The sequence below is a fragment of the Klebsiella sp. GB_Kp056 genome (assembly GCF_040064755.1).
In the GTDB taxonomy this organism is placed as follows: domain Bacteria; phylum Pseudomonadota; class Gammaproteobacteria; order Enterobacterales; family Enterobacteriaceae; genus Klebsiella; species Klebsiella quasipneumoniae.
This window is the reverse complement of the sequence record NZ_JBEAJA010000049.1, coordinates 1-19,932: the sequence shown is the minus strand read 5'-3', so window position 1 is coordinate 19,932 and position 19,932 is coordinate 1. Positions and strand designations below refer to the sequence as shown.

Below are 19,932 nucleotides of genomic sequence, written 5' to 3'. Positions count from 1 at the left end.
ATGTTTATTTGATTGAATCAGGAGTATTAACAGCGTTCTTCCCATTGATTTATTTTTCCCTCATGGCATAACCTACATGCATTTAATATATGTGCAGTTAATCTCAATAGGGCTTTATTATTTATTATATGAATAATTGATGGTCTGGTCATTTCGATGTTGCTGGGGCATTATGTCTTAATCATCCAGGATAAAGCCCGAACGTTTCATCTGTGGTTGCCCAAATGGGTATTGTCGGACGTCGCTCAAATCAATAACGTCCTTGCGCGCCAGTTATGACAAAAATAGGTAACAGACAAGTGCGTTATGATCGTGCCGGATATTTATAAATAATAACTTACCCTCACTAAAACAACATATTTTGACACATGCCTGATAATACCCATCGTCCCTTTTGATATGAGATTTTCATCACTATTTTGATGGTGTGTTTCGCTAACAATAAGCGCCGCAGAAAAGTAGTGTATGTCTATGGACGAATTATAACTTTGGGAAATACTTTCAATGCCTCGGATAAAAAATACGCTATTGGCTTGTACGATACTTGCAGCATCCTTGGGCTTTAGTCACTCCGTACAAGCATCTTTGGACTACCAATATTCTTTTGGATCGATTAATGCAGGTTATGCTGACTGGAACAGCGGCTTTGTCGATGTAGGTCGTGGTGAGGTCTGGAAAGCCACAGCTGATTTTGGCGTCAATTTTAAAGAAGCTGAATTCTATTCTTTTTTTGAAAGTAATGTACTCAACCATTCTGTCGCGGGGCGTAACCATACGGTTTCAGCGATGACGCATGTTCGCCTTTTTGGCTCTGATTATACGCTCTTTGGCAAGATTTATGGCCAGTGGGAAAATACGTGGGGGGATGATCTGGACATGTTTTATGGTCTTGGTTATCTGGGATGGTCCGGGAAATGGGGATTCTTTAAACCTTACCTCGGACTCCACAATGAGTCGGGTGATTATGTTTCACCAAAATATGGGCAAACAAGCGGCTGGAACGGGTATGTGCTGGGCTGGACGGCAGCTTATAACTTCACACTGTTTGACGAGAAATTTGTTCTGTCAGACTGGAATGAAATTGAATTTGAGCGAAATGATGCCTACGCGGAACAGCAACACGGTGATTATGGCATTAATGGCGGTTTAACGCTGGCCTGGAAGTTTTATCCTCGCTGGAAGGCAACGGTAACCTGGCGTTATTTTAAAAACAAATTAGGTTATGACGGCTTTGGCGATCAAATGATTTATATGGTTGGGTATGAATTTTAAAAAATGTCAAAGGAGTTAAAATGAAAAGAACAGTTGTTGCCAGTATGATTGGGCTGGCGCTATGTGCCGGGAGCGCGCTGTCAACAGCACATGCCGCAACAGAAAAGCGCCCTAATTTGGTTATTATTCTGGCTGATGATTTAGGGTATGGCGATCTTGCAACTTATGGACATCCCATTGTCAAAACCCCGAATATCGACAAACTGGCGCAGGAAGGGGTGAAATTCACCGATTATTATGCGCCTGCGCCGCTGTGCTCTCCCTCCCGTGCGGGCCTGTTAACCGGTCGTATGCCATTTCGCACCGGTATTCGCTCATGGATCCCGGAAGGCAAAGATGTTGCATTAGGGCGTAATGAACTGACCATCGCCAATCTGTTGAAACAGCAGGGCTATGACACGGCGATGATGGGCAAACTGCACCTGAATGCAGGTGGAGATCGTACCGATCAACCCCAGGCAAAAGATATGGGGTTTGATTACAGTCTGGTGAATCCGGCGGGATTTGTCACGGATTCCACGCTGGATAATGCCAAAGAGCGTCCTCGCTACGGGGTGGTGCATCCGACAGGATGGCTACGCAATGGGCAACGAATTGGTCGCGCAGATAAAATGAGCGGTGAATTTGTCAGCTCTGAAGTGGTGAACTGGCTGGATAATAAGAAAGATGATAAGCCGTTCTTCTTATATGTCGCGTTTACTGAGGTGCACAGCCCGCTGGCTTCGCCGAAGAAATATCTCGATATGTACTCGCAATATATGAGCGCGTACCAAAAACAGCATCCAGACCTGTTTTATGGCGACTGGGCTGATAAACCGTGGCGTGGCACGGGGGAGTACTACGCGAACATCAGTTACATGGATGCTCAGGTCGGTAAAGTGCTGGATAAAATTAAGGCAATGGGCGAAGAAGACAACACCATCGTGATTTTCACCAGTGACAATGGCCCGGTAACGCGTGAGGCGCGTAAGGTGTATGAGCTGAACCTGGCGGGTGAGACCGATGGTTTGCGTGGCCGTAAAGATAATCTGTGGGAAGGCGGCATCCGCGTTCCGGCGATTATTAAATATGGCAAACATCTGCCGCAGGGGATGGTGACGGATACGCCGGTTTCCGGTCTTGACTGGATGCCGACGCTGGCGAAGATGATGGATTTTACACTCCCGAACGATCGCACGTACGATGGCCAGTCTTTGGTTCCGCTGCTGGAACAGAAGCCGCTGGAGCGTAATAAGCCGTTGATCTTCGGCGTTGATATGCCATTCCAGGACGATCCAACCGATGAGTGGGCGATCAGGGATGGCGACTGGAAGATGATCATCGATCGTGCAAATAAACCGAAGTATCTCTACAACCTGAAGACCGACCGTTACGAAACGCTCAATCAGATTGGCAAACGGCCGGATATTGAGAAACAACTGTACGATAAGTTCCTGAAGTATAAAGCAGACATCGATAACGATTCGTTAATGAAAGCCCGTGGCGATAAGCCGACGCCGGTCACCTGGGGCTAACCGAATAACCATAAAACCGTAGTATGCCACTTAGGGCGATGCCCGCCTGATTCGGTGTTTAAACTGAATCAGGTTCTTTTTATTGGGATGGATATAGCGATCATGCGAAGAAAGAGCTGTCAGGTCATGATTAAACCGACAGGTTCAGTATGCAATCTTGATTGTAAGTACTGCTTCTATCTGGAAAAGGAAAAGCTCTACCCGGAGCGAAAGCGCAACTACAGAATGTCAGACGAGATGCTGGAACGCTTCATTAAACAACATATTGCCGCGCAAGAGGTTGATGAGGTGATTTTTGCCTGGCAGGGCGGAGAACCGACGTTGATGGGGCTGCCTTTTTATCGCCGGGCGATCGAACTCCAGCAGCGTTATGCTGCGGGAAAAACGATTGTGAATACCTTCCAGACGAACGGCATTTTGATCGACGACCAATGGTCTGAGTTTTTTCGGGCCAATCAATTCCTGGTCGGTATTTCCATTGACGGTGATGCAGCCTTGCATGACGAATGGCGCGTTACGCGCTCGGGAAATCCGACGCATGCGAAAGTTGAACAGGCCATACAATGTCTGAACCGCCACGGCGTTGAATTTAATACGCTGACGGTTGTTAATCAGAGCAATATGCGCCATCCGCTTCAGGTATATCGCTATCTGAAGAGCATCGGCAGCCGTTATATGCAATTTATCCCTTTGGTGGAAAGAAGCAGCGAAAAGAGCGGCCTTGGGCTGGCGCACCCTGAGGACAGGCAAACAAAAATGATGCCGTGGTCGGTTGATCCGCTACAGTTTGGCCATTTTCTTAACGCTATTTTTGATGTATGGGTCCGCGAAGACATTGGCGACATAGGCATACAGATGTTTGAACAGACGCTTGCCGCCTGGTGTGGGTTGCCTCCCCAGGTATGCGTATTCGCGCCAACCTGCGGCAGCGCGTTTGCGATGGAGATGAACGGCGACGTTTATAACTGCGATCATTTTGTTTATCCGCAGTACAGGCTGGGAAATATTCAGGATACAACGCTACATGCGATGAATAATAGCGCGCAAAACCAGCAGTTTGGTGATGATAAAAGCCACTCAATGGCGCAGGAGTGTCGCTCTTGTCAGTGGCAATTTGCCTGCTACGGCGGCTGCCCCAAGCACCGCTTCTTGCAATCCGCGACGGGCGAGAGAAACCACAACTATTTGTGCGCAGGCTATAAAGCGTTTTTCTCTCATAGCGCAGTGATCATGAGTGCGATGAAAACACTCCATGAGAATGGTTTTTCACCGGCAGAAATAAAATCAATATTTGTTTGAAAATCATACCGTCACAGGGAGTTAATCATGTTTTCTCAGGTTAATGTCGATAGCTGCAAAACGCCAGGCTGCAAAAATCTGGGCGTGCTGAACAGCCCGGATTACCAGAACCAGGGGAAAAATGTGTTATGCAGGGCATGTGGTTTTCATTTTCCTGTGATTTCGGCAAGATCGCTGAATCTTTTTCGCCAGTCGGTAAATCGGGTATGGAAAGGGTTGATAAAATCCTGCCCAGGATGCGGCAGCGTCTCACTAAAAAAGTATGGCTTTTCCGCGCAGGGAGAGCCACGCGTCTGCTGCCAGCAGTGCCATAAAACATTTCTTTATCCCGTCAGATATAAAACCGATCCGCGCCAGGATTATCTTGCCGCACTCATCCAGGATGGGGCTTCGCTGGCGGATATCCGATCCGCCCTTGCGTTAGACAGTACCGGACTAAGCCGTGAATTACAGAAGTTATCCCGCAGGGCAAATCAGGCGGAACGCGAGTTTGCCTTTCCCGCTTTCGACATTACCCTCAGTACCCGCGCTTTTCGGGTTAAATTTAACGGCGGTGACAATTTTCTGTATGTGCTGGTCACCGCCGAGGAGACTACCGGTCGGATTATATCCATAACAACCAATTATTCACTCCAGCCCGTTGAAACGGAGTATCAATACCACTCTTATTACGAAGAGCGCCTGCCGCCCGGTACGCTGGTACATCTTGTGCAACGGAAAGAAGCGATAACGATGCGGCGCGCAACGCTTTTTGATGTGGATTACGGACCGGCTGCGTTATACAAAAACGATCCGGGAATGCTGGTCAAACCCGTATTGCCGGCTTATCGCCATTTTGAATTAGTCAAAACACTGACAGATGCACGCTCCCTCAATATTCAACACTACATCGATCAGGAATGTTTTATATTAGGTGGCTGCCTGATGGCGAATTTGCAGCAGGTTCAACAGGGGCGATGCCATATCTCATTTGTCAGAGAGCGAGGCATGACGCCGCCGCTGCATGATATCCCGCCGCGCCTGTTTATGGGCGGAGGGAACCGCAACAATGTCTGGCGGACCTTCTCTACACGGGACTATGCGATGGCGGTTTGTAACCTAACCGGCAATAAAAAAACGGCCAATCTGCGGCACGCCACGTTAAATGGCGCGACGAAATTTATTCAATACCTGCACGCGCATCCTTTTTTGCCGCAGCTAAATCGCCTGTCTCCGGCGAACGTGACCGTGACGCTGGATTGTCTGAAATATGAATATAATAAAAGACAGAAAATGTGGGACGATCTGCGCGATTAATTCTGCTTTCGTCAACGCCTGGCCTTTCGCTGCCCAGTCTATCATTGTCTTATCCCTCCTCTTTAGCTCGTAAAAATCGAGTATTAGCGCAACTTAAATCTGATTTTTTCGAGTTATCAGTCTGTGTATTATACTTTTATCGAGTTATTCACCAACAGGATGAAAGTAAAAGTGAAACATCTGCAACGATTCTTCAGTAGCGATGCTTCCGGCGGCATTGTCTTAATCATCGCCGCGGCGCTGGCGATGGTCATGGCCAATACCAGCGTGACCAGCGGTCTGTATCACTCCTTCCTTGATACGCCTGTACAGCTGCGGGTGGGGGCGCTGGAGATCAACAAGAATATGCTGCTATGGATCAATGATGCCCTGATGGCGGTTTTCTTCTTGCTGATTGGCCTGGAGGTCAAACGCGAGCTGATTCAGGGCTCGCTGGCGAGTCGCCGTCAGGCGGTCTTTCCGGTGATTGCCGCGCTCGGCGGGATGATCGTCCCGGCGCTGGTCTATCTGGCCTTTAACGCTCAGGATCCTGTCGCCAGAGAGGGTTGGGCGATCCCGGCGGCGACGGATATTGCCTTTGCCCTCGGCGTGCTGGCGCTGTTAGGCAGCCGCGTCCCGACGGCGCTGAAGATTTTCCTGATGGCGCTGGCGATTATTGATGACCTTGGGGCTATCGTGATTATCGCGCTGTTCTATACCCACGACCTGTCAATGCTCTCGCTGGGCGTGGCGGCGGCGGCGATTGCGGTGCTGGTGGTTCTGAATCTGAGCGGCGTGCGACGCACCGGGATCTATATTCTGGTCGGTGCGGTGCTGTGGACCGCGGTGCTGAAGTCCGGCGTTCACGCGACGCTTGCCGGGGTCATCGTCGGCTTTATGATCCCGCTCCAGGAGAAGCAGGATCAGTCACCGGCTAAAGTGCTTGAGCATGTCCTGCATCCGTGGGTGGCGTTTATGATCCTGCCGCTATTTGCCTTCGCCAACGCGGGCGTCTCGCTGCGGGGGGTTACGCTTGATGGACTGACGTCGCTGCTGCCCCTGGGTATCATGGCCGGCCTGTTTATCGGTAAGCCGCTGGGGATCAGCCTGTTCTGCTGGCTGGCCCTGAAGCTGAAGTGGGCCTCGCTACCGGAGGGGACCACCTGCCGGCAGATTATGGCGGTGGGCATTCTGTGCGGGATTGGCTTTACGATGTCGATTTTTATCGCCACGCTTGCCTTCGGCAATGTCGATCCCGCGTTAATTAACTGGGCCAAGCTTGGCATCTTAATTGGATCGGTGGTATCAGCTGTTACCGGCTACCTCATACTGCGTCAGCGCGTAACGGATACTCGCCTCGCGGTATAACCTTTCTGCAGGAGGGCCTGCCAGGCTCTCCTGGACATTATCAGGGAGAGAAGCATGTCACATATCAACTACAACCATCTGTACTACTTCTGGCACGTCTATAAAGAAGGGTCTGTCGTGGGCGCGGCGGAGGCGCTGTTTCTGACGCCGCAAACCATTACCGGGCAGATCAAAGCGCTGGAGGAGCGTCTGCAGGGAAAGTTATTTAAGCGCAAGGGAAGAGGGCTGGAGCCGAGCGAGCTCGGGGAGCTGGTCTTTCGCTACGCCGACCGGATGTTTACCCTGAGCCAGGAGATGCTCGACATCGTCAACTACCGCAAAGAGTCGAATCTGCTGTTTGACGTCGGCGTGGCCGATGCGCTATCGAAACGGCTGGTCAGCGGCGTACTGGATGCCGCCGTTGTCGAAAGCGAGCAGATCCATCTGCGCTGTTTTGAATCCACCCATGAGCTGCTGCTGGAGCAACTGAGCCAGCATAAGCTCGATATGATTATCTCTGACTGCCCGATCGACTCGACGCAGCAGGAAGGGCTGTTTTCGGTGAAGATTGGCGAGTGCAGCGTCAGCTTCTGGTGCATGAACCCGGCGCCAATGAAGCCGTTCCCGGCCTGTCTTGAAGAGCGACGGCTGCTGATCCCTGGTCGACGCTCGATGCTGGGACGTAAGCTGCTGAACTGGATTAACGTGCAGGGGCTGAAGGTGGAGATCCTCGGCGAGTTTGACGACGCGGCGCTCATGAAAGCCTTCGGCGCCGCGCATAATGCGATTTTTGTCGCGCCGACGCTCTACGCGCATGATTTCTACCATGATGAATCGATTGTCGAAATTGGCCGCATGGATAGCGTGATGGAGGAGTATCACGCCATTTTCGCCGAACGGATGATTCAGCATCCGGCGGTACAGCGCATCTGCAATCGCGATTATTCGTCGCTGTTTACTGAACCCAGATAGCCGGAAAGCGTGGGCTGGCGTGGCTCAGGTCGCGCCAGGACGGGAAAGATGACAGGCATAAAAAAACCCGCTTTCGCGGGTTTTTTCACAAAGCGACAACAAGCAGCGATTAAGCCAGTTTGTTGATCTGAGCGGTCAGGTTAGCCTTATGACGCGCAGCTTTGTTTTTGTGGATCAGACCTTTAGCAGCCTGACGGTCCACGATCGGTTGCATTTCGTTAAATGCTTTTTGTGCAGCAGCTTTGTCGCCAGCTTCGATAGCTGCGTATACTTTCTTGATGAAAGTACGCATCATAGAGCGACGGCTAGCGTTGTGCTTGCGAGCCTTTTCAGACTGAACGGCGCGCTTCTTAGCTGATTTGATATTAGCCAAGGTCCAACTCCCAAATGTGTTCTATATGGACAATTCAAAGGCCGAGGAATATGCCCGTTTAGCCTTCTTTTGTCAATGGATTTGTGCAAATAAGCGCCGTTTAACACCACAGCGCTTCATTACGTAGTGATGGCGCAAGATTCTACCAGCTTGTTGCAGGCGAATACAGCTTTTCCACCATAAAAATCGCCTGAGGCGGGCGGTTTTCCCGCTGACTCGCGCTGAGTGAATGAATTCCTGAGAACTTTCGTTGCCGAGGAGCAATCGCTGGTTAACGTTGACAGTTGTACAAGGTATACTCGGACGATTTTCACTGTTTTGAGCCAGACATGAAGCTGATACGCGGCATACATAATCTCAGTCAGGCCCCGCACGGGTGCGTGCTGACCATTGGCAATTTTGACGGCGTGCATCGTGGGCATCAGGCGCTGCTGCAGCGCTTGCGCGAAGAGGGCCGCCAGCGCGGTTTACCGGTGGTAGTGATGATTTTCGAACCCCAGCCGCTCGAGCTCTTTGCCGCCGATAAAGCCCCGGCGCGGTTGACCCGCCTGCGTGAAAAGCTGAGCCATCTGGCTGAAAGCGGGGTCGACTATGTGCTGTGCGTTCGCTTCGACCGCCGGTTCGCCGCGCTGACGGCGCAGGATTTTATCAGCGAACTGCTGGTGCGCCGCCTGGGCGTGCAGTTCCTTGCCGTCGGTGACGATTTCCGCTTTGGCGCTGGTCGCCAGGGGGATTTCTTGTTATTACAAAAGGCGGGGGCGGAATACGGCTTCGACGTCACCAGCACCCAAACCTTCTGCGAAGGCGGGGTGCGGATCAGCAGCACGGCGGTGCGTCAGGCGCTGGCCGATGACGATCTCCTGCTGGCGGAGACGCTGCTCGGCCATCCGTTTAGCATTTCCGGACGCGTCGTGCATGGCGACGAACTGGGCCGTACCATAGGTTTTCCGACGGCGAACTTACCGCTGCGTCGTCAGGTTTCCCCGGTTAAAGGGGTCTATGCGGTAGAAGTGACAGGGCTGGGCGACAAGCCGATCGCCGGCGTCGCCAATATTGGCACCCGTCCAACGGTAGCGGGCGTGCGTCAGCAGCTCGAAGTGCATCTGTTGGACGTTGTAATGGACCTCTACGGTCGCCATATCAATGTAGTACTGCGTAAAAAGATACGTAATGAGCAGCGGTTTGCGTCGCTCGACGAGCTGAAGGCGCAAATCGCACGTGATGAGTTAACGGCCCGCGAATTATTTGGGCTGACCAGCCAGGCCTGAGCCACTGGTGTTTATCAAACCGAAATACGGAACCGAGAATCTGATGAGTGACTATAAATCGACCCTGAATTTGCCGGAAACAGGGTTCCCTATGCGTGGCGACCTCGCCAAACGCGAACCGGGAATGCTGGCGCGTTGGACCGATGATGACCTGTACGGCATCATTCGTGCAGCCAAAAAAGGCAAAAAAACCTTCATTCTGCATGATGGCCCTCCTTATGCGAATGGCAGTATTCATATTGGTCACTCGGTTAACAAGATTCTGAAAGACATTATCGTTAAGTCCAAAGGACTGACGGGCTATGACTCGCCTTACGTTCCGGGCTGGGACTGCCACGGTCTGCCGATCGAGCTGAAAGTAGAGCAGGAATACGGCAAGCCGGGCGAGAAGTTCACCGCCGCAGAATTCCGCGCCAAGTGCCGCGAATATGCCGCTCTGCAGATCGAGGGTCAGCGTAAAGATTTCATCCGTCTCGGCGTGCTGGGCGACTGGTCGCATCCGTATCTGACCATGGACTTCAAAACCGAAGCCAACATCATTCGCGCGCTGGGTAAAATCATCGGCAACGGCCACCTGCATAAAGGCGCCAAGCCGGTGCACTGGTGCGTAGACTGCCGTTCCGCGCTGGCGGAAGCGGAAGTGGAGTATTACGACAAGACTTCTCCATCCATCGACGTGGCGTTCCACGCGGTAGATAAAGCCGCGGTGCTGGCGAAATTCGGCGTCGCCGACGTCAACGGCCCGGTGTCGCTGGTTATCTGGACCACCACCCCGTGGACCCTGCCGGCTAACCGCGCCATCTCCCTGTCGCCAGAGTTCGACTATGCGCTGGTGCAGGTGGACGGCCAGGCGCTGATCCTGGCGAAAGACCTCGTTGAGAGCGTGATGAAGCGCGTTGGCGCGGCCGATTACACCATCCTGGCGGCGGTGAACGGCGCCGAGCTTGAACTGATGCGTTTCCAGCACCCGTTCCTCGATTTCGACGTGCCGGCGATCCTTGGCGACCACGTGACGCTGGATGCCGGTACCGGTGCGGTGCATACCGCCGGCGGCCATGGTCCGGACGACTACACGATCAGCCAGAAATACGGTCTGGAAATCGCTAACCCGGTTGGCCCGGACGGGGCTTATCTGCCAGGCACCTATCCGTCTCTGGACGGTATCAACGTCTTCAAAGCCAACGATATCATCGTTGAGATGCTGCGTGAGCGCGGCGCGCTGCTGCATGTGGAAAAAATGCAGCACAGCTATCCGTGCTGCTGGCGCCACAAGTCGCCAATCATCTTCCGCGCCACCCCGCAGTGGTTCGTGAGCATGGATCAGAAAGGTCTGCGCGCGCAGTCGCTGAAAGAGATCAAAGGCGTGCAGTGGATCCCGGACTGGGGCCAGGCGCGTATCGAATCGATGGTCGCCAACCGTCCTGACTGGTGCATCTCCCGTCAGCGTACCTGGGGCGTGCCGATGTCGCTGTTCGTGCATAAAGAAACTCACGAACTGCACCCGCGTACCCTTGAGCTGATGGAAGAAGTCGCGAAGCGTGTTGAAGTCGACGGCATCCAGGCGTGGTGGGATCTCGATTCCCGCGACATCCTTGGCGATGACGCTGACAGCTACGAGAAAGTGCCGGATACCCTCGACGTCTGGTTTGACTCCGGGTCGACCCACTCTTCCGTGGTTGACGTGCGTCCGGAATTCGCCGGTCACGCCGCCGATATGTATCTGGAAGGCTCCGACCAGCATCGCGGCTGGTTCATGTCCTCTCTGATGATTTCCACGGCGATGAAAGGCAAAGCGCCATATCGTCAGGTACTGACCCACGGCTTCACCGTCGATGGTCAGGGCCGCAAAATGTCCAAGTCTATCGGCAACACCGTTAGCCCGCAGGACGTGATGAACAAGCTGGGCGCCGATATCCTGCGCCTGTGGGTGGCTTCCACCGACTACACTGGCGAAATGGCGGTTTCTGACGAGATCCTCAAACGCGCCGCGGACAGCTATCGTCGTATCCGTAACACCGCGCGCTTCCTGCTGGCCAACCTGAACGGTTTCGATCCGGCAAAAGACATGGTCAAACCGGAAGAGATGGTGGTGCTGGATCGCTGGGCGGTCGGCTGCGCGCAGGCGGCACAGGAAGATATCCTGAAAGCCTACGAATCCTACGACTTCCACGAAGTGGTGCAGCGCCTGATGCGCTTCTGCTCCATTGAGATGGGCTCGTTCTACCTCGACATCATCAAAGACCGTCAGTACACCGCCAGGGCGGACAGCGTGGCGCGTCGCAGTTGCCAGACCGCGCTGTTCCACATCGTGGAAGCGCTGGTGCGCTGGATGGCGCCGATCATGTCCTTCACCGCGGACGAAATCTGGGGTTACCTGCCGGGCGAGCGTGAGAAATACGTCTTTACCGGCGAATGGTATCAAGGTCTCTTCGGTCTGGCCGACAACGAAGCGATGAATGACGGCTTCTGGGATGAGCTGCTGAAAGTCCGCGGCGAAGTCAACAAAGTGATCGAACAGGCGCGTGCGGATAAGAAAGTCGGCGGCTCGCTGGAAGCCTCGGTGACGCTGTATGCTGATGCCGATCTGGCCGCTAAGCTCAACGCGCTGGGCGATGAATTGCGATTTGTCCTGTTGACCTCCGGGGCGAACGTCGCAGACTATGCGAGCGCGCCTGCTGATGCCCAGCAGAGCGAACTGCTCAAAGGGCTGAAAGTCGCATTGAGCAAAGCTGAAGGTGAGAAATGCCCGCGCTGCTGGCATTACACCACCGATATCGGCAAGGTGGCGGAACACGCGGAAATCTGCGGACGCTGTGTGAGCAACGTCGCCGGTGACGGCGAGCAACGTAAATTCGCCTGATGAGTAAATCGATTTGTTCAACGGGGCTACGCTGGCTGTGGGTGGTCGTAGCCGTGCTGATTATCGATCTGGGCAGCAAATTCCTGATCCTCCAGAACTTCGCTCTGGGGGAGACGGTTCCGCTGTTCCCGTCGCTTAATCTGCATTATGCCCGCAACTATGGCGCGGCCTTTAGCTTCCTCGCCGACAGCGGCGGCTGGCAGCGCTGGTTCTTTTCCGGGATCGCCATCGGCATTTGCGTGGTGCTGACGGTGCTGATGTACCGTTCGAAGGCGACGCAAAAGCTGAACAATATAGCCTACGCCCTGATTATCGGCGGCGCGCTGGGCAACTTGTTCGATCGCCTGTGGCACGGCTTTGTGGTCGATATGATCGACTTCTACGTCGGCGACTGGCACTTCGCCACTTTCAACCTCGCCGATAGCGCTATCTGCATCGGCGCGGCGATGATTGTGCTGGAAGGCTTCCTGCCGAAACCGACCGCAAAAGAGCAGGCGTAAATGTTAATGCCGGGTGGCGCCACGCCAGCCCGGCCTACAGAATGTGTGGTCTCCCGTCGCCCGGTAAGCGTAGCGCCTCCGGGCAACAGGTGACCGAAAACAAGCGAGCAATTTGCATGTCTAAATCCGTACAGAGCAACAGCGCGGTTCTCGTTCACTTCACGCTGAAGCTGGACGATGGATCCACCGCCGAGTCCACCCGTAACAATGGCAAACCGGCGCTGTTTCGCCTCGGCGACACCTCCCTGTCTGAGGGGCTGGAGCAACAGCTTCTTGGTCTGAAAGAGGGCGAGAAAAAGGCCTTTTCGCTGGAGCCTGACGCCGCATTTGGCGTCCCGAGCCCGGACCTGATTCAGTATTTCTCTCGCCGCGAGTTTATCGACGCCGGCGAGCCGGAGATCGGCGCGATTATGCTCTTTACCGCAATGGATGGCAGCGAAATGCCTGGCGTGATCCGTGAAGTGAACGGCGATTCCATCACCGTCGACTTCAACCATCCGCTGGCCGGGCGCACCGTTCATTTTGATATTGAAGTGCTGGAGATCGATCCGGCGCTGGAGGATTAACATGCAGATCCTGTTGGCTAACCCGCGCGGCTTTTGCGCTGGCGTTGACCGCGCTATCAGCATTGTAGAAAACGCGCTGACGCTGTACGGCGCGCCGATCTATGTTCGTCATGAAGTGGTGCATAACCGCTATGTGGTGGATAGCCTGCGCAAGCGCGGCGCCATTTTTATCGAACAGATCAGCGAAGTACCGGATGGCGCGATCCTGATCTTCTCCGCTCACGGCGTATCGCAGGCGGTACGGAATGAAGCGAAGAGCCGCGATCTGACGGTGTTCGACGCCACCTGTCCGCTGGTGACGAAAGTGCATATGGAAGTCGCCCGCGCCAGCCGCCGTGGCGAAGAGTCGATTCTGATCGGCCATGCCGGGCACCCGGAAGTCGAAGGCACGATGGGGCAGTACAATAACCCGCAAGGGGGCATGTACCTGGTCGAGTCGCCGGAAGACGTTCTCAAGCTGGAAGTCAAAAACGACGCCCGGCTGTCGTTTATGACCCAGACCACCCTCTCAGTGGATGATACCTCGGATGTGATTGACGCGCTGCGCGCGCGTTTCCCGAAAATCGTCGGCCCGCGCAAAGACGACATTTGCTATGCCACCACTAACCGTCAGGAAGCGGTGCGCGCGCTGGCGGAGCAGGCTGACGTGGTGCTGGTGGTTGGTTCGAAAAACTCCTCCAACTCAAACCGCCTCGCCGAACTGGCGCAGCGGATGGGTAAGGCGGCTTACCTGATTGACGATGCCTCCGATATTCAGGAAGCGTGGGTCAAGGATGCGGCCTGCGTCGGCGTGACGGCGGGCGCGTCGGCGCCGGATATTCTGGTGCAGAACGTCATTACCCGCCTGCAGGAGCTGGGCGGCGGCGAAGCCGTACCGCTGGAAGGCCGGGAAGAGAATATCGTCTTTGAAGTGCCGAAAGAGCTGCGTGTGGATGTCCGTGAAGTAGAGTAAGTTCTTTCCGTCAGCAGTATGAGAAGATGCCAGACTTAACGTCTGGCATTTTTTTTAGGGAGAAACCATGCGCTTACCGATCATTCTTGATACAGACCCGGGCATCGACGATGCTGCCGCTATTGCCGCGGCGCTGTTCGCCCCTGAGCTGGATCTGCAGCTGATGACCACCGTGGCGGGCAATGTCTCGGTGGAGAAGACGACCCGTAACGCGCTGCAGCTGCTGCACTTCTGGCATGCCGATGTGCCGCTGGCGCAGGGCGCCTCGATGCCGCTGGTGCGTCCTCTGCGCGATGCCGCCTCGGTGCATGGCGAATCCGGTATGGAAGGGTATGACTTTGTTGAGCATCACCGGCAACCGCTGGCGAAGCCGGCCTTCCAGGCGATCCGCGATGCGCTGATGCATGCTGCCGAGCCGATCACTCTGGTGGCGATTGGCCCATTGACCAATATTGCGCTGCTGCTGACTCAGTATCCCGAATGCGTGTTCAACATTCGCCGGCTGGTGATCATGGGCGGCTCGGCGGGCCGGGGCAACTTTACGCCGAATGCCGAATTCAATATTGCCATCGATCCGGAAGCCGCCGCGAAAGTCTTCCACAGCGGGCTGGAGATTATCATGTGCGGGCTGGACGTCACCAATCGGGCGCTGCTGACGGCGGATTATCTGGCGACCCTGCCGACGCTGAATCAGACCGGTAAAATGCTCCATGCGCTGTTTAGCCACTATCGCAGCGGCAGCATGAGTAGTGGTCTGAGAATGCACGATCTCTGCGCTATCGCATGGCTGGTCCGCCCGGAACTGTTCACCCTACAGCCGTGTTTTGTGGCGGTGGAGACGCAGGGAACCTGGACCGCCGGCGCCACGGTGGTGGATATCGAAGGGCGACTGGGCCAGCCGGCCAATGCCCAGGTGGCGCTGGATATCGATGTCGAAGGGTTTCAGCGCTGGGCGGCGGAGGTGATCGCCCTGGCGCCGTGATACTCACCCAATCTTCAAGGAGAGAAGTGATGACCTATGGACAGGCGTATTTAAGCGGCTGGAAAGAGACCTTTAATTTTAGCGGCCGGGCCAGCCGACAGCAGTTCTGGACGTTTTTTCTTATCAATCTACTGATCGCCAGCGCGCCGCTGGCCGTCTGGTGGCTGGCAACCAGCTTTAACCCTCAATACGGCATCCTCAGTTTTGTTGTTATTCCCTTTGCTGCGCTGTGGTTGCTGCTGATGACTCTCCCTCTGCTGGCGATCGGCTGCCGGCGGATGCATGATATCGGCCGCTCCGGGCTCTGGTTCGTGCTGGGGGTTATCATTCCGTGGTTTGCGGTTATTTCGCTGGCGCTATGCTGCCTGCGTTCAGCGTCGGCACCGTCTCGCTGAGATAATCAATCATCGCCCGCATTCTGGCGGGCATATGCTTATCTCCCGCCCAGAGCAGCCACAGATCGCCAGAGTAGCTGCTGATAAATTCCCATTCGGGCAGCACCTGCACGATGTCGCCATTCGCCAGCGCCTCGCGGGCGGTGAACAGCGGCAGGCTGCCGATCCCTAAATGCTGCCTGACCGCGTCGAGGCGCACGGCGGTATGGTTGGCGGCGTACCGCCCGTATGTTTGCACCGTTTCGGTTTTCCCTTCCCGACGGAACTTCCAGCGCGCGTCGGCGGGCGTTTCGCCAAGGCTGATGCAGCTGTGCGCGCGCAGTTCCTGCGGCGTGCGCGGCATACCGTGGCGCTGTAAATAGACCTCAGTGGCGCAGATAACGTGCTTGACTGGCATCAACGGTTTGCCATGCAGACCGGGCGAGGGGGTATCGGTGATGCGTAACGCCAGATCGATACCGTCATCGATAAAATCCAGAGGGCGATCTTCCAGCCGCAGGCAGACGTCAACCTGCGGGTAACGCTGAAAAAACGCCATCATCAGCGGATGGATCACGAAGCGGCCGACGGCTTTCGGCACGCTGAGCGTCAGCTTTCCCTGGGCGACCGTTTGGCGACTGCCGGCGGAATCCATCGCCTGTCGCGCCGCTTCCAGCATCTGCTGGGCATGCTGATACACCGTTTCCCCGGCATCGCTCAGACGCAGCTTGCGGGTGGTACGCTGCAGCAGTTTGCAGCCCATCTCTCGCTCCAGCCGCGACACGCTGCGGCTAACGGCGGAAGGGGTAATGCCGCTCTGGCGGGCGACGGCGGAGAAGCTGCCCTGGTCGACGATCTGGACGAAAAGGGCAAGGTCGGGCAGGAGGCTGAGATTCATTTGTGCTCCCGGAGCAAGAGTGCATTGGCTGGTGATAGGATTATCGCTGTCGGTATTAATAATATACTGGGCGGACAGAGAGGAGAATCACTATGACTGAACGGGTTTATTACACCAGCGACGCTACCGATGGGCGCGCCCAGATCATCGCCTGCACCGCTGAAGCGGATGGCCGCTACGCCATCGAACTGGATCGGACGCTGTTTCACCCGCAAGGGGGCGGTCAACCGGCGGATCGCGGCTGGATAGCTGGTCAGGCCGTTGAGACGGTTATTGTGCGTGGCGACAGCGTGCTGCATATTCTGTCGCAACCGCTTCCCCTCGGTGAAGTGGAGATGAGAATAGATGCCTCCGCGAGACAACTGCATGCCCGCCTGCATTCCGCCGGCCACCTGCTTGGCCTGGCGGGCGAACAGCTTGGCTGGCAACCGGTGAAAGCGCACCACTGGCCTGGCGAAGGGCGGATCGCTTTCACCGGCGGGAACCACGCCGTGATACCCGACGCCAGCGCGCTGTTGAGCCAGGTGAAGGCATGGCAGGCGCAGGACCTCCCGCGTCAGGTGATCTTCGCTGAGGGTTTGCGCATGGTGGGGTTTGGCGAACTGCCCGCCTATCCCTGCGGTGGCACACATGTCGCCCGCCTGGCGGAGCTGGGCGACATTCTTATCAGTCAGATTAAGATGAAGAAGGGGCAGCTGGTGGTCAGCTATTCCCTGGCGTAAACGTTTCAGACCTGCTCAGGGGAGGTCTGTTTGCCGCGATAAATACGCTCCGGTCGACCAACCTTGCCGTAGCTAATTTCCGCTTCCAGAAAGTCGTTCTTCACCCCTTGTTCCAGATAACGGCGGGCGGTGGTTTTGCTGCTGCCAAGGATACGCGCCAGCGAGTCGGCGGTATGCACCACCGCCGGGTCGGCAAACAGCTGGAGTACGCGCTGAAAGGTGCTTTCATCGATCCCGCGTAGCGGTGCGCTGGCCGGTTCCGTCTGTTCCCGAGCCTGAATATTAAACAGCGCATCGACGTGGATCTGGCTGGCCTGTTCGCTGGAACGCAGCGAGCTGCGATAGCGAGCGAAGCGTTCCAGGGTGTGCTGCAGGCGCTGATAGTGCACCGGCTTAATCAGATAGTCGAACACCCCCAGGCGCAGTGCTTCGCTGATGGTATCCATATGATTATCAGCGGTAATAAAGATAATCCGCCCCTTGTAATGGGTACTGACCGCATGGCGGATCAGGTCGATACCTTTGCCGTCAGGTAAGAAATTATCCAGCAGGATCAGCTGCGGTTGATACAGTCTGAGTTGTTTCCTGGCGCTCTCGAGTTTATCCGCAATGCCAATGACGTCGAACTGGGGAAACTGTTTGATGTTATCCACCAGGATCTCCGCCAGCATAGGTTCGTCTTCAACGATAAGAGTGGTGATGCTATCCATGATGTTCATCTCGGGTCAGGGGAATATAAAGAGTAAAGATGGTGCCAAAAGGAATGTTATTTTCGACGACGATGCTGCCGCCTGCCTGTTCCACGTAGCTGCGAACCAGCCAGAGTCCGATGCCATGATCTTTGCTGACGCTGCTGGTGACGCCGCGCTCGAAGATCCGATCGCGCAGCGTCTCGTCAATGCCGCATCCCTGATCGGCGACCTCGATAATCACCTCGTGGCCGTCACTGTTGATCAGGCACTCTATCTGCCTTGAGCCCTGCGGCTGTTGCAGGCTGGCATTGTAGGCGTTATCAAGCAGATTCCCCACGATCGAGATCCATTCGTTGTGAGAAAGGGCGGTGGGTAATCTGTCGACGAAGCAGGCCGGATCGAAAATCAGCTCAAGTCCAAGCTCTTTGGCCCGGTAATATTTGCCGATCAACAGCCCGGCCAGGTGGTTGTCCTGGAAATTACGCGCGATAAAATCGATGACCTTCTGGTGACTTTCCGACTGCTGTTGGATCAGATCCAGCGCATGATCGTAGCGTTTAAGAAACAGCAGGCCGGCGATGGTGGAGATCAGATTGCGATGCTCATGCTGCACGGCGCGCAGGTTATCGGCATATTGTTGTACCTGGCTAAGCTGCAGGCTGAGGGTGTTGATATCGTCTTTACTACGAAAGCTGATCACCCAGCCCTGTGGCTCATTATTTAAGATCACCGCCATCCGGCTGGCGATCACTTTGATCTGATTGAAGGTGACGATCTCGTCTTTTTTATTGGTCTGCGGCGCATCGTAGAAGAAAGCCTCCTGCGAAATCACGCTGCTGATCCCTTTACCGATAAGCGTCGTTTCCGGTTGGCTCAGGTTGAGCAGCCGGCGGGCAGTCTGATTAATCGCGGTGATCTTGTAACGGGAGTCGATGGCGATAAGCCCTTCGAACACGGATTCAAACAATACGCTTTGCTGGATCAACAACTGCGACAGCTGTTGGGGTTCCATATTCAGCATCTGCTTTTTGATATGCAACGAGAAGCGGCGGGCGCAGTAGAGCAGGAGCAGTAACATGATCGCCATCGGGATCAGCAGCGAGCTTATCTGCAGGCTGAGCCAGTTTTCTAACTGTTCAATGGTATAGCCTACCGACACAATGCCGATCACCTTGCCGGTCTCGTCCTGAATCGGTGATTTACCGCGCAGCGAGGAACCCAGCGAGCCTTTGCGCACTGACACGTAGCTTTTCGCGTTTAATAGTGCTTCATCGCTGTCGCCGCCCTCCATCGATTTGCCGATTTCATCAGGGTTGACGTGATAGAGGCGCTGGCCGCTAGCATCACCGACGGTGATATAGGTGGCGTCGGAGAACGAACGCATGGGGTCGATAAGCGCTTTGATTCTGGCGAGGTCGCGTTTCTGAACCGCCTCGACCAGCTCCGGCATCGCCGAAATCTGCATTGCCTGAATCAGCGCCCGCTGCCCGACCTGGTAATGCAGACGCTCTTCGGTAATGTCGGTCAGATACCATGACATCGCCAGCATAACGATCGTCGAGGTGAATAAGATCAGCAGGAAGATGCGATTCTGAAACGATCGCCTGGCAAACCAGTGGGTGATTTTTCGGGTATACATAGCGCCAATAGACATTAAATGATTAGTTTCCCCGTTTCGCGGCCCGAGAACCCGCAGATGGCGCACAGAACCGCTAATTTCAGAAAAGTGATCGATGGCAAAGGGGCGTTGTTAATCCTGACCCGGAGGCGGGGCAACGGCCACGCCTCCGGGGAGGACGCCGGCCTACATCGCCAGCACGTACTTGAGCATCACCCCGGCGGCGATCGCCGAGCCGATCACCCCCGCCACGTTCGGGCCCATCGCGTGCATCAGCAGGAAGTTCTGCCCGTCCGCTTCCAGACCCACCTTGTTCGACACCCTTGCCGCCATCGGCACCGCCGACACCCCGGCTGAACCGATCAGCGGGTTGATCGGGTTCTTACTGAACCTGTTCAGCAGCTTCGCCATCAGCACCCCGGCGGCGGTCCCCACGCAGAAGGCGATC

At 55.2% G+C, this 19,932-nt stretch carries 19 protein-coding genes and 1 pseudogene; 15 read left to right on the top strand and 5 right to left on the bottom strand.

Translation table 11 applies throughout. From position 1 onward, the window contains the following. Window positions 1-504 precede the first annotated feature (504 nt). From ABLV52_RS12300 to nhaR, 6 genes are all read left to right on the top strand, one after another. Complete coding sequence (locus ABLV52_RS12300; protein ID WP_023291918.1) at window positions 505-1,272, top strand: outer membrane protein OmpK; 768 nt, start codon at window positions 505-507, stop codon at window positions 1,270-1,272. Between the two features lie 20 nt (window positions 1,273-1,292). Further along, window positions 1,293-2,786, top strand: coding sequence for a sulfatase-like hydrolase/transferase (locus ABLV52_RS12295; RefSeq protein WP_275257082.1), 1,494 nt, complete (start codon window positions 1,293-1,295; stop codon window positions 2,784-2,786). Between the two features lie 99 nt (window positions 2,787-2,885). After that, on the top strand, window positions 2,886-4,085 hold the full coding sequence (locus ABLV52_RS12290; protein WP_348890448.1) for an anaerobic sulfatase maturase: 1,200 nt from the start codon (window positions 2,886-2,888) through the stop codon (window positions 4,083-4,085). 27 nt (window positions 4,086-4,112) lie between these two features. Next, complete coding sequence (locus tag ABLV52_RS12285) at window positions 4,113-5,381, top strand: cytoplasmic protein (protein WP_348890441.1); 1,269 nt, start codon at window positions 4,113-4,115, stop codon at window positions 5,379-5,381. Between the two features lie 171 nt (window positions 5,382-5,552). Continuing rightward, complete coding sequence (nhaA, locus tag ABLV52_RS12280; RefSeq protein WP_348890440.1) at window positions 5,553-6,728, top strand: Na+/H+ antiporter NhaA; 1,176 nt, start codon at window positions 5,553-5,555, stop codon at window positions 6,726-6,728. A gap of 54 nt (window positions 6,729-6,782) precedes the next feature. Further along, window positions 6,783-7,679: a transcriptional activator NhaR gene (gene nhaR, locus ABLV52_RS12275; protein WP_023291923.1), complete on the top strand. Its 897-nt coding sequence runs from the start codon at window positions 6,783-6,785 to the stop codon at window positions 7,677-7,679. A gap of 109 nt (window positions 7,680-7,788) precedes the next feature. Here nhaR and rpsT read toward each other — a convergent pair whose 3' ends face one another. Continuing rightward, window positions 7,789-8,052: a 30S ribosomal protein S20 gene (rpsT, locus tag ABLV52_RS12270; RefSeq protein ID WP_002887965.1), complete on the bottom strand. Its 264-nt coding sequence runs from the start codon at window positions 8,050-8,052 to the stop codon at window positions 7,789-7,791. Between the two features lie 116 nt (window positions 8,053-8,168). On the opposite strand from rpsT, the pseudogene ABLV52_RS12265 reads away from it, so the two are divergent. The 8 genes and pseudogenes from ABLV52_RS12265 to ABLV52_RS12230 all read left to right on the top strand — a co-directional run. Further along, a pseudogene (locus ABLV52_RS12265) lies at window positions 8,169-8,374 on the top strand (DUF2575 domain-containing protein); the annotation flags it as partial. 7 nt (window positions 8,375-8,381) lie between these two features. Continuing rightward, entirely contained in the window at window positions 8,382-9,320 is a 939-nt protein-coding gene (gene ribF, locus ABLV52_RS12260; RefSeq protein ID WP_218810384.1) for a bifunctional riboflavin kinase/FAD synthetase, read from the top strand. 43 nt (window positions 9,321-9,363) lie between these two features. Continuing rightward, a complete protein-coding gene (gene ileS / locus ABLV52_RS12255) occupies window positions 9,364-12,180 on the top strand; it encodes an isoleucine--tRNA ligase (RefSeq protein ID WP_032429278.1) in 2,817 nt (938 codons plus the stop codon). Beyond that, a complete protein-coding gene (gene lspA, locus ABLV52_RS12250; protein WP_023291926.1) occupies window positions 12,180-12,680 on the top strand; it encodes a signal peptidase II in 501 nt (166 codons plus the stop codon). Before ileS ends, lspA begins: the two co-directional genes overlap by 1 nt. A gap of 116 nt (window positions 12,681-12,796) precedes the next feature. After that, entirely contained in the window at window positions 12,797-13,246 is a 450-nt protein-coding gene (fkpB, locus tag ABLV52_RS12245) for an FKBP-type peptidyl-prolyl cis-trans isomerase (protein WP_023291927.1), read from the top strand. 1 nt (window position 13,247) lies between these two features. After that, a complete protein-coding gene (gene ispH, locus ABLV52_RS12240; RefSeq protein WP_002887979.1) occupies window positions 13,248-14,198 on the top strand; it encodes a 4-hydroxy-3-methylbut-2-enyl diphosphate reductase in 951 nt (316 codons plus the stop codon). Window positions 14,199-14,265: 67 nt separating this feature from the next. Beyond that, window positions 14,266-15,180: a ribonucleoside hydrolase RihC gene (gene rihC, locus ABLV52_RS12235; protein ID WP_023291929.1), complete on the top strand. Its 915-nt coding sequence runs from the start codon at window positions 14,266-14,268 to the stop codon at window positions 15,178-15,180. A 29-nt stretch (window positions 15,181-15,209) separates the two neighbouring features. Beyond that, on the top strand, window positions 15,210-15,575 hold the full coding sequence (locus tag ABLV52_RS12230) for a DUF805 domain-containing protein (RefSeq protein WP_348890439.1): 366 nt from the start codon (window positions 15,210-15,212) through the stop codon (window positions 15,573-15,575). Here ABLV52_RS12230 and ABLV52_RS12225 read toward each other — a convergent pair. Continuing rightward, window positions 15,523-16,452 (bottom strand): LysR family transcriptional regulator, encoded by a 930-nt coding sequence (locus ABLV52_RS12225; protein WP_348890438.1) that lies wholly within the window; start codon window positions 16,450-16,452, stop codon window positions 15,523-15,525. The genes ABLV52_RS12230 and ABLV52_RS12225 overlap by 53 nt on opposite strands. A gap of 92 nt (window positions 16,453-16,544) precedes the next feature. Here ABLV52_RS12225 and ABLV52_RS12220 point away from each other — a divergent pair, with 92 nt between their 5' ends. Next, a complete protein-coding gene (locus ABLV52_RS12220) occupies window positions 16,545-17,174 on the top strand; it encodes a serine-tRNA(Ala) deacylase AlaX (RefSeq protein WP_032452407.1) in 630 nt (209 codons plus the stop codon). A gap of 5 nt (window positions 17,175-17,179) precedes the next feature. Here the strand turns inward: ABLV52_RS12220 and ABLV52_RS12215 are convergent, their stop codons facing one another. The 3 genes from ABLV52_RS12215 to ABLV52_RS12205 all read right to left on the bottom strand — a co-directional run. Beyond that, a complete protein-coding gene (locus tag ABLV52_RS12215) occupies window positions 17,180-17,884 on the bottom strand; it encodes a response regulator (RefSeq protein ID WP_048296651.1) in 705 nt (234 codons plus the stop codon). Then, the gene (locus tag ABLV52_RS12210; protein ID WP_048296653.1) at window positions 17,877-19,505 is read right to left on the bottom strand and encodes a sensor histidine kinase; all 1,629 of its coding nucleotides are present in this window, start codon (window positions 19,503-19,505) and stop codon (window positions 17,877-17,879) included. The genes ABLV52_RS12215 and ABLV52_RS12210 overlap by 8 nt, the downstream gene beginning before the upstream one ends. Window positions 19,506-19,670: 165 nt before the next feature. Then, window positions 19,671-19,932, bottom strand: a 262-nt coding sequence (locus ABLV52_RS12205) for a sodium ion-translocating decarboxylase subunit beta (protein ID WP_211775229.1), incomplete at its 5' end; no start/stop codon positions are given.